This window comes from Leptolyngbya sp. Heron Island J (assembly GCF_000482245.1).
In the GTDB taxonomy this organism is placed as follows: domain Bacteria; phylum Cyanobacteriota; class Cyanobacteriia; order Phormidesmidales; family Phormidesmidaceae; genus Leptothoe.
Genome location: NZ_AWNH01000014.1, coordinates 241,278 through 257,625 on the forward strand (window position 1 = coordinate 241,278; position 16,348 = coordinate 257,625).

At 47.8% G+C, this 16,348-nt stretch carries 13 protein-coding genes and 1 tRNA gene; 5 read left to right on the plus strand and 9 right to left on the minus strand.

Features of this window, described 5'->3' with window-relative positions:
- Positions 1-74 precede the first annotated feature (74 nt).
- Positions 75-368, minus strand: coding sequence for a hypothetical protein (locus N836_RS44625; RefSeq protein ID WP_235071035.1), 294 nt, complete (start codon positions 366-368; stop codon positions 75-77).
- Between the two features lie 223 nt (positions 369-591).
- Here N836_RS44625 and N836_RS44630 point away from each other — a divergent pair, with 223 nt between their 5' ends.
- Together N836_RS44630 and N836_RS44635 are read left to right on the plus strand one after the other, a co-directional pair.
- Positions 592-1,275, plus strand: a complete 684-nt coding sequence (locus N836_RS44630) for a response regulator transcription factor (RefSeq protein ID WP_023071117.1) — start codon at positions 592-594, stop codon at positions 1,273-1,275.
- A gap of 20 nt (positions 1,276-1,295) precedes the next feature.
- Positions 1,296-2,579, plus strand: coding sequence for a sensor histidine kinase (locus N836_RS44635; protein WP_023071118.1), 1,284 nt, complete (start codon positions 1,296-1,298; stop codon positions 2,577-2,579).
- Between the two features lie 121 nt (positions 2,580-2,700).
- Here the strand turns inward: N836_RS44635 and N836_RS44640 are convergent, their stop codons facing one another.
- Positions 2,701-3,717, minus strand: coding sequence for a Fic family protein (locus N836_RS44640; RefSeq protein ID WP_023071119.1), 1,017 nt, complete (start codon positions 3,715-3,717; stop codon positions 2,701-2,703).
- Between the two features lie 158 nt (positions 3,718-3,875).
- On the opposite strand from N836_RS44640, the gene N836_RS44645 reads away from it, so the two are divergent.
- Together N836_RS44645 and N836_RS0137155 are read left to right on the plus strand one after the other, a co-directional pair.
- The gene (locus N836_RS44645; protein WP_023071120.1) at positions 3,876-4,886 is read left to right on the plus strand and encodes a PIN domain-containing protein; all 1,011 of its coding nucleotides are present in this window, start codon (positions 3,876-3,878) and stop codon (positions 4,884-4,886) included.
- A 271-nt stretch (positions 4,887-5,157) separates the two neighbouring features.
- Positions 5,158-6,243 carry a M28 family peptidase gene (locus tag N836_RS0137155; RefSeq protein ID WP_023071121.1) on the plus strand — a complete coding sequence of 362 codons (1,086 nt, stop codon included), beginning with the start codon at positions 5,158-5,160 and terminating at the stop codon, positions 6,241-6,243.
- Between the two features lie 68 nt (positions 6,244-6,311).
- Here N836_RS0137155 and N836_RS44650 read toward each other — a convergent pair whose 3' ends face one another.
- From N836_RS44650 to N836_RS44670, 5 genes are all read right to left on the minus strand, one after another.
- The gene (locus N836_RS44650) at positions 6,312-7,013 is read right to left on the minus strand and encodes a response regulator transcription factor (RefSeq protein WP_023071122.1); all 702 of its coding nucleotides are present in this window, start codon (positions 7,011-7,013) and stop codon (positions 6,312-6,314) included.
- 116 nt (positions 7,014-7,129) lie between these two features.
- Entirely contained in the window at positions 7,130-10,351 is a 3,222-nt protein-coding gene (locus N836_RS44655) for an efflux RND transporter permease subunit (RefSeq protein WP_031291743.1), read from the minus strand.
- 191 nt (positions 10,352-10,542) lie between these two features.
- Positions 10,543-11,892 carry an efflux RND transporter periplasmic adaptor subunit gene (locus N836_RS44660; RefSeq protein ID WP_023071124.1) on the minus strand — a complete coding sequence of 450 codons (1,350 nt, stop codon included), beginning with the start codon at positions 11,890-11,892 and terminating at the stop codon, positions 10,543-10,545.
- 375 nt (positions 11,893-12,267) lie between these two features.
- Positions 12,268-12,339: transfer RNA gene (locus N836_RS44665), tRNA-Gln, on the minus strand.
- 158 nt (positions 12,340-12,497) lie between these two features.
- Positions 12,498-13,727 (minus strand): glycosyltransferase, encoded by a 1,230-nt coding sequence (locus N836_RS44670; protein WP_023071125.1) that lies wholly within the window; start codon positions 13,725-13,727, stop codon positions 12,498-12,500.
- Between the two features lie 63 nt (positions 13,728-13,790).
- Between N836_RS44670 and recF the strand changes: the two genes are divergently transcribed.
- Complete coding sequence (gene recF, locus N836_RS44675) at positions 13,791-14,918, plus strand: DNA replication/repair protein RecF (RefSeq protein ID WP_023071126.1); 1,128 nt, start codon at positions 13,791-13,793, stop codon at positions 14,916-14,918.
- A gap of 181 nt (positions 14,919-15,099) precedes the next feature.
- Here the strand turns inward: recF and N836_RS44680 are convergent, their stop codons facing one another.
- Positions 15,100-16,050: an IS4 family transposase gene (locus N836_RS44680; protein ID WP_051394517.1), complete on the minus strand. Its 951-nt coding sequence runs from the start codon at positions 16,048-16,050 to the stop codon at positions 15,100-15,102.
- On the minus strand, positions 16,041-16,244 hold the full coding sequence (locus N836_RS74400; protein WP_071789022.1) for a hypothetical protein: 204 nt from the start codon (positions 16,242-16,244) through the stop codon (positions 16,041-16,043). The genes N836_RS44680 and N836_RS74400 overlap by 10 nt, the downstream gene beginning before the upstream one ends.
- Positions 16,245-16,348 lie beyond the last annotated feature (104 nt).

Sequence of the window (16,348 nt, forward strand, 5' to 3'; positions counted from 1 at the left end):
TTAAGTAGACATACTGTATTCATGAAGACTTTATCATTTTGTAGTTATATCCAAGCACATTTAGGTTTGTTGTTTCATCTTGAGCAGGCATTGCTTACCTTATATTGAACTAAACTGCTGACTTCTTGTAGCGGGATAGCCAGCTTTCTTGAAATAGCTTGCTCAACATCCTCAGGCACTATCAGGTCAAATTGAAGTTTGCGATCGCCCGACTGATCAGAAATCACCTTGGCTTCAGCACTACTGGATTCATTACAAATTTCCACATAGATAGCCGTAATAGATGGTTGTGTAGTGTCTTCAGGCTGGGGATTTGTAATCACGTAACGCGGTGTGTCATAGGTACGCCCCAGAATTCTCAGCATCATAAGCTGACCCATGAGCCAAAAGCCCCCCCCTAACACTAACAATGCTAGCCAGAGCCGTAGAACCCTCCAATTGAATAGCGGCAAACGCTTGAGTTTTCGCATAATGACCTTAGACACCCAATGCACTGATCATACTCGGCCATTAACAACCTCACATTTCTGTTATATTCGTTGCCCATACTAAGGTCGGTAAACTCTACTTGCTTGTATTGGGTAGCCCCCTATGATTATCCTGCTGGTTGAAGATGACCCCGCCCAACTACGTCCGTTAGGCATTGCTCTTTCTGAATCAGGTCATTTAGTGGATGGTGTAGAAGATCCCCAGGAGGCTCAATGGCTGATCAACAACAAGGATTACGATTTGCTGATTTTAGACTGGATGCTGCCCATAGTTAGTGGCGTGTCATTATGTCAGCAGTATCGAGCCCTGGGTAAAGCATCCCCTGTGCTAATGTTAACGGCCAAGGATACAACAGCAGACAAAGTAGTGGGTTTGGATGCTGGAGCTGATGACTATTTAGTAAAGCCTGTGGATATTCCAGAACTGTTGGCCAGAGTACGAGCCCTGGGTCGCCGCTCACCTCAATGGCATGGAGATCTGCTTAGTCTGGGTGATCTGTATCTCCATATTTCCACTCTCACCCTAGAACGCCAGCAGACAAGCATTCGTCTCTCCAGTCGCGAATTTCATTTAATGGAATATCTGATGCGGCGTTCGGGCCAGGTGATCACTCGCGATAATATCGAACAAACGCTGTGGACGTGGGGCACTGAACCAGAAAGCAATGCAGTGACGGCCCTCATCTGGCGACTGCGGCAGCGGCTGGATGAGCTGGACGCCAAAAGCTGGCTAGAGACAGTTTATGGGATGGGCTATCGTCTTAAAATCCCTGAAAAAATTTCGTAGAGGGTTATACACCTGTCGCAATGTTCAATCGCAGTCGTCTCAATCTGGCTTACTGGTTCGCCCTTTCCATGGGGAGTATTTTGATTGCGTTTACCGGTGTGGTTTACACCCTCGAAGCTGAAGATAAGCTCCAAGACTTCGATGAGAAGTTGTACTTGACAGTGAAGGACATCGACAATCGCACCTATTACCGCCCAGAGCAGGGAGACTGGCTTTTGGCCAAGGGTACCGCATTGGTGGGAGAAAATGCCCTATCTCCACAGAATGAATTACTTTATATCCGTTGGTATGATCGCAATTGGAAATTAACTCAGTTTGTTGGATCCACCCATGACCTAAAGCAGGTGATGGCCCCCAAAAAGCGCTTTGAGACAATTGATATCAACGGTGTTGATGGTTCAGAGAAACAGATTCTGCGTCAGTTAACTGTCCCGATTAAATATAACAAGCGCGTTGTTGGATATATCCAAGCAGCCACCCCATTAGCTCCCCTACAGGCTGATTTAAATCGGACGCTTGTTGTTTTGACTCTTGGTGTCCCTGTCACCCTTGGCATCATTGGCCTAACCGGATGGATTTTAGGCGGCATCGCTATGCAACCCATCCGACAATCTTACGAGCGCCTGCAACGCTTTACCGCTGACGCCTCTCACGAATTACGTAATCCGTTGGCGGCCATCCTCAGCAACGCTCAGGTTGCTCTTATTCCTGGTGTTCAGGGAAGTTCTCAGGAGGAATGTGTGAAAGAGATCGAGACTGCAGCTAAGGCGATGAGTGGCCTCATTGACGATCTCTTGTTTTTAGCCCGCCATGAGGGGCCCATTAATGGAGCTGCACTGATTGAGCAAATTAGCGTTGGAGACCTGCTCAAACCTCTAGTGGACTATGGTAAAACTCAAGCATTCCGACGAAATCGTACATTTGTTCATGACATCCCAAACCATACCGCTACGGTCAAAGTGAATGCACAGCTCCTGCGCCGAGCCCTAACTAATCTTTTGGATAATGCGTTTAAGTACACAAAAGATGGCGGCATCGTTCAGCTTCGTCTCCAAGTTCAGGCCAATTATGTGCTGATTCAGGTTGAAGATGATGGTGTTGGTATTCCAGAAGCGGATTTGCTCCAAATTTTTGAGCGATTTTATCGGGTTGATGCAGCGCGATCGCGACACACAGGCGGATTTGGTCTCGGTCTATCGATTGCTCAACAGGTGGTGCGTGCTCACAATGGACAAATCACGGCAACGAGTATTGTGGGCAAAGGCAGTACTTTTCAAGTTCAGTTGCCGCGCTTAAAATCTTGAGCTAATGGATTTGACCATATCCAATAAGCACACTGATAGCTAATAGCAAAGCACCACAGACAAGGGGGCCAAGGAGTGGCCATAGCAGTAAACCATAGACATTGAACTGCCAGTTTTCGGTCTAGTTTTTCTTCTTATATTGCTGCTTTGGACTGCGGGGTCTATCTGGGTATTTCATTTCTAATAGTCCAGCTTCTAATGCCGGAATCAAGTAGTTCTTTCGAAACGTTGCCCGATGGGATAACCCTAGACGCTCCATCAGTGTATGAGTTGTGAAATAGCCGTCATCCATGACCGCTAATAATTTTTGAACTTGGTCGGTAGCTTGGTCGGTAGCTTGGTCGGTAGCTTGGTCGGTAGCTTGGTCGGTAGCTTGGTCGGTTCCTGAAACTGCCTGGGTTAGAGCATTGTCAATAATGTCCAACATAAACTCGATGAAGACAGTGCTGTTAGCGGCCTTATCGGCTTGTTCTAGTGTTTGGTAATAGCGTTCTTGCTCATCTTTGATCAGACTCTCAATTGGTAAGAGAAAAAAGATTGGGTTCCACTGGCTCAAGATTAATGTCTGCCACAGACGCCCCATGCGACCATTCCCATCCATAAATGGATGGATAAACTCTAATTCATAGTGAAATACACAGCTTTTAATCAGTGCATGATCTTCTGCATGGTCTAGCCAATCGAGTAGATCTGACATTAACAGCGGTACTCGTTTGGCAGGCGGAGCCACATGGACAACTTTGCTTTCTTTATGGATGCCTACACCTGCTCGCCGAAATTTGCCTGCATCGGTGAGAATGTCACCCATTAAATATTGGTGGGCGGTTAGAAGATCTTCTACTGAGGCAGGCTTCCAAGTCGTTAGTGCCTCATAGGCCCGAATTGCTCCCTGCACTTCACTGATTTCTCTAGGCTGTCCCAGTATGCGCTTACCCTCTAGAATTGCGGTCACCTGTTCTAAGGATAGGGTATTGCCTTCTATAGCCAGGGTTCCTTGAATGGTACGAATGCGGTTTTGCTTCCGCAGCTGGGGTGATGCACTCAGCCCACGACTATCTAATCGGCCTACCTGCTCGGCAATGGCACTAATTTGATTGATACTCTTGGGAGTGATATCAAAGGGTGGCTGATAAGACATTTATTAAGCATATACTGTTAGTCTTAGCTTGCGATAAGGCTAAAAATATTCCATTTTTTTGAATGATTCTACGTTGCTGCATAGAGGATCAATGTATGCCATATGCAATATAAAGCTATTCACAAAGCTCAGTATTCTGTAATTTAAGTAGTACTCGTATGTCAGCTAATGATTCTTTGGTATTTATTGATACCAACAAATACCTTGATCTTTATCGCATAAATCGAGATAAAAAGTTACTTGAACTACTATTAGAGCAAGTAGATCATATATTTGTGACACAACAGATATTTGACGAATTCAAGCGTAATAAGCTTTCGGTAGCAGCAGAATCCTTCAAGGAGAAATCTAAGGCGCTGAGACTCACAAATTTTAATCTACCAGATCATCTTTCTAGCCAAAGCATCGATCAAGACCATACTCTCCAACAACTACAAAGTCTGGGGCAAGATAGAAAAAAACTGCTCAACCAATTTGATAGTTTACTTCTCAAGATTATTGAACAAATTAGTCGTTCAGAAGACGACATATCAAAGGCTCTTTCTCATATATTTGCAAATGCAGTTGCTCCTTCTTCCGAAGAATTGCAAAGGGCTAGGAATCGCAGGGAACTTGGTAACCCTCCAGGGAAAAAGACAGATCCACTGGGTGATCAACTCACCTGGGAGGAAATTCTTACCCACTTCAAGGGAAAGAAAAGATTGTGGATCATTTCCAGAGATAGTGACTACGATGCAGCCTATGGTAATCAGAGCTTTCTGAATTGTTTTCTGTACGACGAACTATGTCGGGTCACACCTGAACATGAAGTTTATATCTTTGAAGATCTAAGTAAGGGCCTACAGCATTTTGTTAAAACGACAGGGGTACGAGCTGAAAAGCAATTGACACCTGAAGAGACGCAAGAAATCGAAAAGGAAGAAAGGTCTCTGCCATCTCTATATCGGCAGAGTGAGGTGATGGGCAGAGTACTCGCCAACATCGACCTTGATGCTCTCAATCGTGCTGTAGAAAAACAGGGTGAAATGGCACGTCGCATGCTCGCCAATATTGACTTTGATGCTCTCAATCGTCTTGCGGAAAGGCAGCGTAAAGAAAATCTCCGCATGATAGCCAGATTAGGATTAGATGTTCCTGACCTAGCTACTGAAGAAGGCGAAAAAGAATGAAAAGATAAGTTTAACCTAATCAAAGTCGTAGACCCAAACTTCTTAGATCGGGTATTAGGGTAAGCATTGTCTAATCGGCAATATTTCTTAATCCTCAGCATCATCTGAAGTTCATATATAGCTCTTTTGATGAAAATCCTGTGAAATGTCCAAGGATACGTATCAGTCACAACATTTACTGGCAGGGGTACTTCGCTAACTTTTTTTGGCGTGAGCAATCGCTCAGATTAATGTTCAACAATCTTCTCAACCCCCACTGAAGGTTTCTATTGTGTCTATCAAGATTGAAAAAACAGCTTTTTCTTGGATATTATTGGGCATCGCTGCTCAGCCATTTTTATCATCGTCTGTTCAGGCGGCATCCTTTGGCTTTGGCGAGACTGCCGTTGAGACCATCAACTATCTGGCTGAAAATTTAAAAGGACGGAGTGTAGGTACCCAAAAGGAGGCCGAAACGGTTGCCTATCTTGTACAGCAGCTCAAGGGATTTGGGTATAAGCCTACCTTGCAGCCATTTAGCTATGAATGGCAAGGTGAGACACTAACTTCTTATAATATTTTGGCTGAGCGCACTGGCACCTCGGGTCAGCAAATTCTGTTAGGGGCGCACTACGACAATGCTCCTAGCAGCGCTACGCTAGATCGTACCAATCTGGAAGGCGTTAACGACAATGCTTCAGGTGTTGGTGTTTTGCTAGAACTGGCGCAGCGTCTGGAACCAGAAACTAACAACACAATCAAATTTATTTTTTTTGGAGCTGAAGAAATTGGGTTGGTTGGCTCGGAGTTTTATGCTAACAGCCTGAGTAAGCAAGAGATTGACGATACGTTACTGATGGCTAACCTCGATAGCTTGGTGGTAGGCGACAAGATGTACTTCAATGCGGGGCGTGGGGCCACAGAGAAACCTTCATGGTTCAGGTATCGAGATCTTGCCCTTGAAATTGCCGCCGAAAATGGCATTGCGGCAGAAAGTAATCCAGGGTTCAATGCCTTCTATCCAAAGGGGACCGGCTGCTGCAGTGATTTAGAATCGTTTGATTTTTTGATGCCCGTGTTGGCAGCTGAGGCGACGAACTGGGACATTGGTGCTCAAGATGGCTTTACTCAGACCTCTGATCCTAGGGTACCTAATGGGCGCACCTGGCATGACCCAGCCACTGATAATCGAAAGTTTATCAATACAATTTTTCCTGGTTTGATTGAGGAGCGCACGCGAAATTACACGCTAATCTTTGATGAATTTATTGATCGAGTAGATGCTGAATCGGTACCAGAGCCGATGAGTCTGTTGGGGTTTGCGACTCTGGGGGTCGGTGGTTTGTTGCTCAAGCGACACCAGGTCAAGGATAGTTGAAGAAGGCGCGTTAGCTGTTTAAGCATACAGTACGTTCCTGGATTGAACGAAGTCGAAAGTAGATATCGTCATTGAACTAACATAGATCGAGAAGAAAAGGCTTCTCTTAGAACATAGCCTGCACCTCGTATAGTGTGAATTAAGCGACTTTCACGATTGGCTTCTAGCTTTAATCTCAGGTAGCGAATGTAAACGTGCAATATATTGGTTTCCCCACCAAAGTCATAGCCCCAGACTTCTTGGATAATGCGATCGCACGACAAGACCTGTCGCGGGTGGGAAATCAGATAGACCAACAAACTAAATTCTTTGGGTGTTAGTTTGATCAAACGGTTTCCCCGATAGACTTCCCAGGTTCTCAAATCAATCTTTAAGTCCTGAAAGTTAAGAGTATCTCGCCTACCATGACCGTGGCGTCTGAGGTGTAACCGAATGCGGGCAACCAGTTCTTCAATGCTGGCAGGCCATCGCAAGTAGTCATCTGCACCAGAATCAAATGCGATCGCACAATGGTTAACACTACTCTCATCCAGCAAAATTATCGGCATTTCCTGCTGAGTTGAGCGCAATCGTCGACAAATTTCTAACCCTGATGCCCCTGACAATGCAAGATCTAAAATTGCTAAATCAGGCTGCCGTTCACGCAGTGCCATCAGGGCAGAGATACTATCGTCTACTATCCTCAATTGATAGCCTTCGTAGCGTAGTTCGGTTGTTATTAACGTCGTTAAAGACGAATGGTTAGAGGCTACTAAAATCTGAATTGCCATAGATTTAGGATGGGTTACGTCAACGAAAGATTGTTTCAACGAATTATTTCGACTCACTCTGCTAGCAGACCCATGACAAACGCCGAAATTAGCCATAGTCAATCATTGGCATAACCTCACTCCCCTTCAGAGCGATTAACATTGCCTGCCAGCACAGGTTCAGATCTCAAGTCGGCATATTCAACATTGAGATCAGGCTTAAGTTGTCGAGATTTTCGGTAAGTCATATCACTTAACAGACGCATGATGGCTGGAACTACCGTTGGCGTCAGAAACGTTGAAAGAGCCAGACCGCCAGTTAACGCGATTCCTAGCCCCTGGTAAAGCTCTGCCCCTTTACCAGGAAAAACAGCCAGCGGTAACATGCCTAGCACACTAGTGCCAGCCGACATAAAGATAGGACGCAACCGGTCGCGTACTGCATGGTAGAGCGCCTCATCTAGCCCACAGCATTCCATGTCTTGGAGTTGCAGAGCGCGATCTACCAAAAGAATCGCATTGTTGACAACCACCCCTGTGAGAATGACAAACCCTAACCCGGTAATCATGTCAAGGGGCACAACAATACCCGGAATCAGATTAGCGACAACCAAACTCAAGACAGCCCCCGTCATCCCCATGGGAACCGTCACCATAATCACCATGGGGTAAATCAACGACCGATACAGCGCCACCAATAACAAATAGGTGATCACCAGCGACAGGAGAAATGCCTTTCCTAGCTGCAACAAAGTTTCCGTCAACACATCGGCAGATCCGGCTAGCTCAGTTCGATAGCCTGCGGGCAAAGACGCTCGCAACGGTTCTAGGATGCCCTGCTCAGTTTGCTCCAACAGAGCACCTAGGGGAGCTTCTCGTGCCACACTAACTGTCAGTGTTACAGAACGCTCCAAATCTACGTGGTTAATGATGTCAGGCCCTGTAGTTTCGACCACATCGGCCACATCATCCAGCTGTAGTTGAAAGCCGCCGTCACTGAAAATCGCTAGCTGCCGCAGTTGCTCTGGCGATTCCACGAATGTATCCTGTAGCTCCACTGTCACATCGAGTTCGCGACGTCCATCCGAAAATTCAGAGGCGCGTACACCGCCAAGGGCTGCCTCAACCAGCGTTCCCAGCTCTAGTTCGGACAATCCTGCTTCAGCGAGCCGTTCTCGATTGGGAATCACCTGTAGTTCTGGTGCACCAGTGACAAAGTCCGAACGGACGTTTTGGATACCGGGGAGCGATCGCAACTGATTACTAACATCTTGTTGAAGTTGATTGAGTTGCTCTAGATCTGCCCCAATAATCTGGACTTCAAACTCTTTACCCGGATCACGAAATATGGGCACCCGTCGTGGCACCAGAAACCGATAGCCGGGATAGTTGACACTGACCTCCCGCATCCGATTGACCATATCGTCTAGATTCCCACCCGTAGCCTCATCTCGCTCAAGGAAGGCTGCGATCGCTTGTAATCCTGGACGATGCACATAGAGGGTGCGAAACACCCCCGGTTGTTCACTGGCAAACTGAAGAGGTTCTTCAGATAGGGCAACAGCTTCTGGGATGCTTGTTCCAGGAAAAGGAGCGGCCAGCCAAAGCACCAAGTTACGGTTGCCTTCTGGTAAATAATCCGCTGCTGGTAACAAGCGTGTAGTCATCACAAGCAAGCCAATCGGAATGGCCAAGACCACGAGACGTCGACCCTGACGACCTGCGCCTAAGGACCAACCAACCGTTGCTAGCAGACCTCGTTCCAGTCGACCTTGCAACCGACGGAACATGCCAGACGTCTTCGCTACCACTCGTTCAAACCAGTTACCCTGTCGATAAACTTGATCCAACAGCATTTGCTGAGCTTCAACCTGATTGAGAAACAGACCCGACAGCATGGGAACCAACGTCAGGGCAGCAAAAAGTGAAAACAGAACAGACGCTGACAAAGCCATGCCGATGTCAAAGAAAAGCTGTCCGGCTTCTCCGGTGACCAACACAATGGGAGCAAATACCGCAATTGTTGTCAGCGTTGAGGCCAGCATAGCCCCACCAACCTCTTGAGTGCCGTCAATCGCCGCCTGCACAGGTGACTTTTGCTGCTGCATATGAGTAAATACGCTCTCAAGCACCACAATGGCGTTATCCACCACCATCCCCACAGCAAAGGCTAATCCGGCCAGACTGATCACGTTGAGCGAGCGCCCCAGGGCCGCAAACACCATAAATACTGCAATTAAGGTAGTGGGAATGGTAATCGCAATTACCGCCACTGTGCGCAGCGACCCTAGAAAAAGGAGCAGCACCAACGATGCAAGAATGGCTCCGATGATCAAGTTACCTCGAACAAAAGAGATAGAGTCGTTAATGTAGTCATTTTCGTCATAGGGAATATCAAATACGATGCCCTCACCTTCACGATCAAAGCGTTCTTCAAGTTCAACCAAAGCTGTACGAATACCTTGAGAAATTTCGGGAACATTTCCGCCCACCTGGCGAATGATACCCACAGCAACTGTAGGTTCTCCATCCCGAATCAATGCCCGGTCTCGAATCCTACGTCCGAATTGCGCTCGAGCCACATCTCCTAAATAGACCGTTCCAGAAGGATCTCGCCGCAGGACAAACGTTTCCAACTGCGCAACATCATTGGAACGACTGACCGTACGCACACGATATTCCCGCCGCCCCACCACCAAGGGACCACTTCGAATATCTCGATTATTCTCTCGTAGTGTTTCCACCACATCTTCAATGGTGAGATTACGATCGGCCAGGGCGCGCGGATCAACAACCACCTCAACCTCACGCTCTCGTCCGCCTGAAATCTGAAATTGGCCCACCCCTTCTACCTGGCGAAATCGGGGGACCACAACATCATCCACTAAATCGCGGTAGCGATAATCATCCGACGTGAAACCCTCCTTAGGCGTCAGGATGACCCACATCATCGGGCTGCTGCTACTGCTCACCACTTCAACATCCGATTCATCCGCCTCAGAGGGCAGTGAACCAACCTGCTGGAGCTTACTCAGCACATCTACAAACCGCCCATCGACATCCACATCCCATTCAAATTCAAGATTGATGATGCTCAAACCCAAGCGGTTAATGCTAGTGATTTCTTGAACCCCTTCGACTTCCTCCATGCGTTCTTCGATGGGGCGTGTGACCAGTTCTTCTACTTCAGTAGGACTCGCCCCTGGATAGGGTGTTGTAATGGTAATCTCGGGGCGATCTCCGCCCGGCTGCAGCTCTAACGGTAATCTGAATAATGCCAAGGTGCCAAAAAGAGCGATTAGGCAAAAGAGAACGGCGGTTCCGTGTCGCCAGCGGACGGAGGTTTTGATGAGGTTCATGATTTTGGGGTTGGATATTAGGCGAGAATATTGGAGGTGGGTTTGTTATTGGTTATTGGGGATTGAAGCTTAGGCGGGGAGTTTCGGAGGTGGGTTTGTTATTGGTTATTGGTTATTGGTTATTGGGGGTTGGATTGGGGCATTTTGGGGTTGGAGAAGGTTTTGTTAAAATAACGAATAACAAATAACACCTACCCACCCTCTTCACCCACCGGTCGATCATCCGTAACATTTACCACTGCCCCATCCTGCAACCCCTCAGAACCCCGCATAACGATAGATTGACCGTCTTCAAGCTGATCAGAAGTAATAGCCACAGATGTCCCCATATCAGCCACAATTTCAACTTCGATGGCCTGTGCTTGGTCGTCGGTAATTGCAAAGACAATCCATTCTTCAGCCCTTTGAACCAGCGCATCACGGGAAAGGATAAAGCCGGAGGCGTTACTTGCTAGCTCTAGGGTGCCTTGGATGGCCATGCCGGGGAGTAAACCGGGGGGTGGGTCAGCTAGCTGGAGGCGGACTCGCTGGCGTCGTGAGGCTTCATCGGCGATGGGTATGATGCCTGCGATCGCAGCCTGCCCCTGCCACTCGGGTAGAGCACGGCTGGTGAGTTCAACAGTTAGCCCTGGCGTAATTTGACCCGCAAGATCTTCAGGAATTTCTAGAAAAATATCCAGGTCAGAACGGTTAATCATCGACAGAATTGGATCGCCGACCTCCAGGTAGTCGCCTATATTTGCCATGCGCTCCTCAACAGTTCCAGCCGTGGTTGCCTGAATTTGTGTGCGACTAAGTTCAAGCTGCGTTTGATCAACTGCGGCCTGACTGGCAGTAACAGTGGCACGCTGGGCGGCAATTTCTTCTGTAGTGGGGCCTGCAGTGGCTTCGGCAAGGACAGCAGCAGCTTCTAAACGCGACGACTGGGCATCGGCAACAGCAGTTCTGGCTTCGATTAGCGATCGCTGAGGTAGACCGCCCACAGTTACTAATTCTTGCGTTCGCTGCAGATTGTCTAAGGCTTCTGCTTCTCTGGCCTGAGCTGACTGCAATAGGGCTCGACGTTGTTCAATAATCTCGGGACGAGTGCCGACTTCTAACTCGGCTAGGTTGCTACGCTCAGAGGCGAGATTCGCCTGGGCTTGGGAAAGGGCTAGGCGTTGGTCAGAGTCATCGAGAACTGCCATTGTTGCACCTACGCTGATAGTGTCTCCAGGCTCAACCAAAATTTGTTGTACAACACCTGTGGTTTGCGATCGCACCGTCGCACTGGTTCTGGCCTCGACCTGACCAATCAGTTCAATCGACTGGATACCTTCTCCCGTAGTTAGTCTCGAAATTTCAACTGGTCGCGGCGGTGGCCCTTGGGCAAGAGTCTCTGGGGCAGTCGCTTCACTACTCCCCCGGTTAATTAACCAAACAGATCCACCCCCAATCAGGGTTCCTATTACCAACCAAAGGAGCCAATACTGCCAATAGCGACTCCTTGCATACCTTGCAGAACGGTCAACAGTCGCTGACTCAAAGTCCGAGGACATCATCGAACACCTCTATCAAAAACTGCGCGATAGATATAAGCTCCAGACTTCTAAAGCTTGCTATACAGTGTCATAGAGAAATCTCACAGAAAGATGATAGTCAAGGTTAGGAGAACCCTTCACAAGGTTTCTCTTCCATTATTTATTACCGATTTACTGCCGATCCAACTCTCTCATAGAGCTACAAACCTACTACAGCATTACCAGCTGTCAATCCATGAGAGATAGAACTGAAGGCGCATTCTAGGGAATTACGGTCCATAGCAATCCATCATCTATGCAATTGGATTAACCATCCGCCATACCGAAATTGATAGGTTGCTCAAAATATCTGCAGTAAACTTGCAGAAAATCATTTGAATGAATTTTTCAAATTAACTGGGGTGGTAGGATTCGAACCTACGAATGACGGGACCAAAACCCGCTGCCTTACCGCTTGGCCACACCCCAACGATGTGAGCTGATGCACAGTTCTATACAACCGCGATTACCAGCCTATGTATAGTAGCAGCTTTTAGTGTGGCAATGTCAATAACTGTATCGACTTTTTTTGGGCTGTAGTTAAACCATTGTCGTAACCACAGCCCGCTAGTGTCTGGGGAGAGGGTCTAAGGTGTGGCTAAAGACCGTCCGCGCCAGGTCCAACCCCAGCCAGTCTCGGTTTTAATGATGGAAGTAATTGCGATCGCAACCACAATCCCGCCACTCAACCACCCTAGCCACCAATAGCGAAACGGCTGATTAAAGACCCGCTGTGCTGCCCAGCGCATATACACCTGTAGTCCAATACTTAAACCGCCTAACCCGCTAACTAACCACCAGCCTGCACCGTCGCCGACCACTGCCCGCGATAGCCCAACGACGAATCCCAGCCAGGGCATCACAAAAATTAGACTGAGAGCAAAGGCAGAATAGAGGGTGCCACCCAGGTTGCGACCTCCTCCTTCATAGTAATTTTTAGTCCAACCTTCCCAAAGGGATACAAACGAGCGATACATGCGGACTTTAATCAGGTCGGTACTGAGCAAATAACGTAGTTTTAGACCACTGCCCTTAATCCGCTTAGCCAGCTCTACATCTTCTACGGTTTCAGTGGCAACTGCTTGGTGACCGCCAATTTGGTCATAGGCACTGCGGCGGAATAACATAAACGGCCCGGCAGCAAAGGCTGTTCCCATGTCCTTTGGATCATTCACCGCTTCAAAGTTAAAGCCAACGGCAATACAGCTCATCATCACTGGCTGCACCAGCCATTCAGCTAGGCAACCACAGATAATACCAGGGCCACAACTCAACAAATCAGCATCGTGTTTTTGGCAATCGACTAGCGCGGTGGCAATAGCATCAGGCTCAAGGCGCACATCTGCATCGATAAAAAGCACATAGTCACCAGTTGCTTTTTCCACAGCATTAGCACAGGCCCAGTTTTTGCCACGCCAGGAAATATCAGTCGGGCGAGGCGGCACCGTGAATACGTGCACTCGTTTGTCAGTCCGTGCAACTGTCGTCGCGAGTACCGCCGTATCATCGGTCGATTCATCGTCAGCCACAATGATCTGTAGATTGTCAGGGTTGGGTAAATGGCTGGCTAAAGCAGCATCCAGGCACTCGGTAATATTTACGCTTTCGTTATAGGCCGGAATAATGAGGGAAACGGTTGGCAGTGTTTCGGGAGCCGTCTGTAAATAGGGTAATCGAGGGGCTGTGGCTAACGATGCCTGTAGGCGACGATGGAAAATTGAGATCGCAACCATTGCCACCGCCAATGCTAAACTCCACAGTCCTATCCATATCCATTGCCCACTCATCATTGGCTCATCACCCCAAAAGCTCGCCATCTAAATGTAACGTACCGTAAAGCAATGTCTGACCTTAGACTGGGATAATGCTCTGGCCCTTCTATGTTTCTCCAATCCCTACATTTACGGCAGTTTCGCAACTACAGTGACCAAGCTGTTAAGTTTTTGGCACCCAAAACAATTTTGCTGGGAGAAAATGCCCAGGGTAAATCCAATTTACTAGAAGCAGTAGAGCTACTGGCGACGCTGAAGTCACATCGCACCAGTCGAGATCGCGACCTGATCCAAAACGGCACCACCACAGCTCAAATCCAGGTCAGCCTCAAGCGAGAATTAGGCCTATCATCCCTACAGCTCACCTTACGCAAGGGCAGTCGTCGAACCGCCATAATTAACGGCGAAACCCTACGGCGACAGCAGGATTTTCTGGGCAATCTCAACGCTGTGCAATTTTCTTGCCTGGACCTAGACCTGGTGCGAGGAGGCCCTGGTACCCGACGTACCTGGACCGACACATTACTGATGCAGTTGGAGCCGGTCTATGTTCACATCCTGCAACAGTACAATCAAGTGCTCAAACAGCGTAATGCCTTTATTAAACAACAGACAGCCGAGCCAGAGCATACGCCTCCGCTCGATCCAACTCAGCTTGCCCTGTGGGACGCGCAACTGGCTACCCTAGGAACCCGCGTCATTCGACGCCGGGCACGGATGCTACAAAGACTCATTCCCATTGCCCAAACCTGGCATCAGGCCATTAGCAACAGCACTGAACAACTAGAAATTCACTACAGTCCTAATGTAGATATAGACACCGACGATGTTAGCCAGATCCAACAAGCATTTCTAGAGAAGCTGCAGTCTCGTAGCATGGCTGAATATTATCAACGCACTACATTAGTCGGCCCCCATCGAGATGATATTAGCTTTTTGATCAACAACACCCCCGCTCGACAATATGGCTCTCAAGGACAACAACGCACCCTTGTGCTGGCGCTCAAACTCTCTGAGCTGCAGTTAATTGAAGATGTGATAGGCGAACCGCCATTGTTGCTACTGGATGATGTTCTAGCCGAGTTAGATTTGAATCGGCAAAATCATCTGCTCGACACAATTCAAGAACGTTTTCAAACCTTGATCACAACAACGCACTTGGGTTCTTTTGATGCCAAGTGGCTGACATCTTCACAAATTTTGCAAGTTAAGAATGGTTGTTTGTTGGCATCATGAATACTGCTAAAATCAGATACATCATATGTTTGCAAGTACGGAGTTTTGAATATCAAAACATCTTAATCAAAATTCTTTTGATAACTCCTTAATACAGGATTTTAGATTTATATTTTTCCGATTAATAACAAGAGATTTCCCTGGAAATCTTTGCATGATCTCTGAAAGGGAGACACAACGGCTAAAGCGTATCTAGGACAGCTTCTATAGCTCTTAACCCTCGTAAATGATACTCAATTTTGTTTCGGTCGAGTCTCATCAAAGCCTGAACTTGTTTGTGGCAACGGTGCCAAAAAGGAACCCAGCGATAAGCGGTTAATCCGACATGAAAAGCACTGTGTCGCTTTTGGTTAAGGCCTTGAGTTTCGGGTCTAGCAATATACTTTTGCAACGCCTTCTGTTTAAGCCGCTGTCCCTGAGTGGTCGCACAAGTATAGGCAATGGCGATTAAGAGCACCATGGTCATAAATCGCCTGCCCTCAACTCGCGTTTTTTCGAGGCAGTAGCCCCCTAATTTTAGGTCACGAAACAGTTCCTCTATGGAGAACCTCTTCTGATATCCTGAGATCGCCGCATCCAGGCTATCGAAGTTGGTGAGAATATACCAAGGTTCGTCAGGTGCAAAGCCCTGGTAACGTCGCTTCCATTTTCCCGCGACCTGAACCGGTCCAAACCCTTTGCTTTCGGTGACCGTAATTTGATTGAAAAAACAGCTCATTCCTGGTGTGAGTTCAAGCTCAGAGAGGGCTATCCAGTCATCATTATTGGACTGAATGTGGGTTGATTTCTTCTGCCGCAGACAAAAGTAACACTGCTGCTCACCCAGCCAACAGGCCAAGTCTACCGAGCAAAACTCTCGGTCACCGAGTACCACTACCTTGTAGTCTGAGAGTCTCGATAAGGCTACTCGCAGTACTTTACGCTGAGTCCTGAGGTTGCTATTACCCAGATTCTTTAGCCGTTGCCAATAGAGCGGAATGGCTCGGTTTCGCCAGATCAAACTCACCATCAACAAATTGATCTGCCCCCAACTTGTGCGGTCGATAGCCACGTACACGGTGCTACCTCTAGTCACCTGCTGATGCCTTAGGAAAACGGTGAATAGGCCCAGCCAGAGACGATTTACATCCATGGCACCCAGCATAAGGAACCGTTGTACTTTTTTCGCCGACTTTCAAATAGAATCGGCAGCGGCAGGGCCTCAGCTATGGTCTCTAGTCGCACATCACGGATCGTGTGCACGACCGTGACTAACAATGACAGTAACAACGACTGACGGGCACTGAGCTTCTTCTCTAGATAGCTTTGGTAGATTGACGGTATCATAGGTCGTGATAGGTCGTGTTCGTAAAACTAGCCTATCTTTTTTTATCTACCCATTCTTAACCACTGAAGTTATAGGCCTTTCAGCAGTTGTGTAACCCCGTCAG

Coding starts and splice junctions, on each gene's coding strand:
- N836_RS44645 (WP_023071120.1), top strand. CDS start 3,876: ATGTCAGCTAATGATTCTTTGGTATTTATTGATACCAACAAATACCTT.
- N836_RS44625 (WP_235071035.1), bottom strand. CDS start 368: ATGATGCTGAGAATTCTGGGGCGTACCTATGACACACCGCGTTACGTG.
- N836_RS44680 (WP_051394517.1), bottom strand. CDS start 16,050: ATGGATGTAAATCGTCTCTGGCTGGGCCTATTCACCGTTTTCCTAAGG.
- N836_RS74400 (WP_071789022.1), bottom strand. CDS start 16,244: ATGATACCGTCAATCTACCAAAGCTATCTAGAGAAGAAGCTCAGTGCC.
- N836_RS44650 (WP_023071122.1), bottom strand. CDS start 7,013: ATGGCAATTCAGATTTTAGTAGCCTCTAACCATTCGTCTTTAACGACG.
- N836_RS44635 (WP_023071118.1), top strand. CDS start 1,296: ATGTTCAATCGCAGTCGTCTCAATCTGGCTTACTGGTTCGCCCTTTCC.
- N836_RS44640 (WP_023071119.1), bottom strand. CDS start 3,717: ATGTCTTATCAGCCACCCTTTGATATCACTCCCAAGAGTATCAATCAA.
- N836_RS44655 (WP_031291743.1), bottom strand. CDS start 10,351: ATGAACCTCATCAAAACCTCCGTCCGCTGGCGACACGGAACCGCCGTT.
- N836_RS44660 (WP_023071124.1), bottom strand. CDS start 11,892: ATGATGTCCTCGGACTTTGAGTCAGCGACTGTTGACCGTTCTGCAAGG.
- N836_RS44630 (WP_023071117.1), top strand. CDS start 592: ATGATTATCCTGCTGGTTGAAGATGACCCCGCCCAACTACGTCCGTTA.
- N836_RS44670 (WP_023071125.1), bottom strand. CDS start 13,727: ATGGCGAGCTTTTGGGGTGATGAGCCAATGATGAGTGGGCAATGGATA.
- recF (WP_023071126.1), top strand. CDS start 13,791: ATGTTTCTCCAATCCCTACATTTACGGCAGTTTCGCAACTACAGTGAC.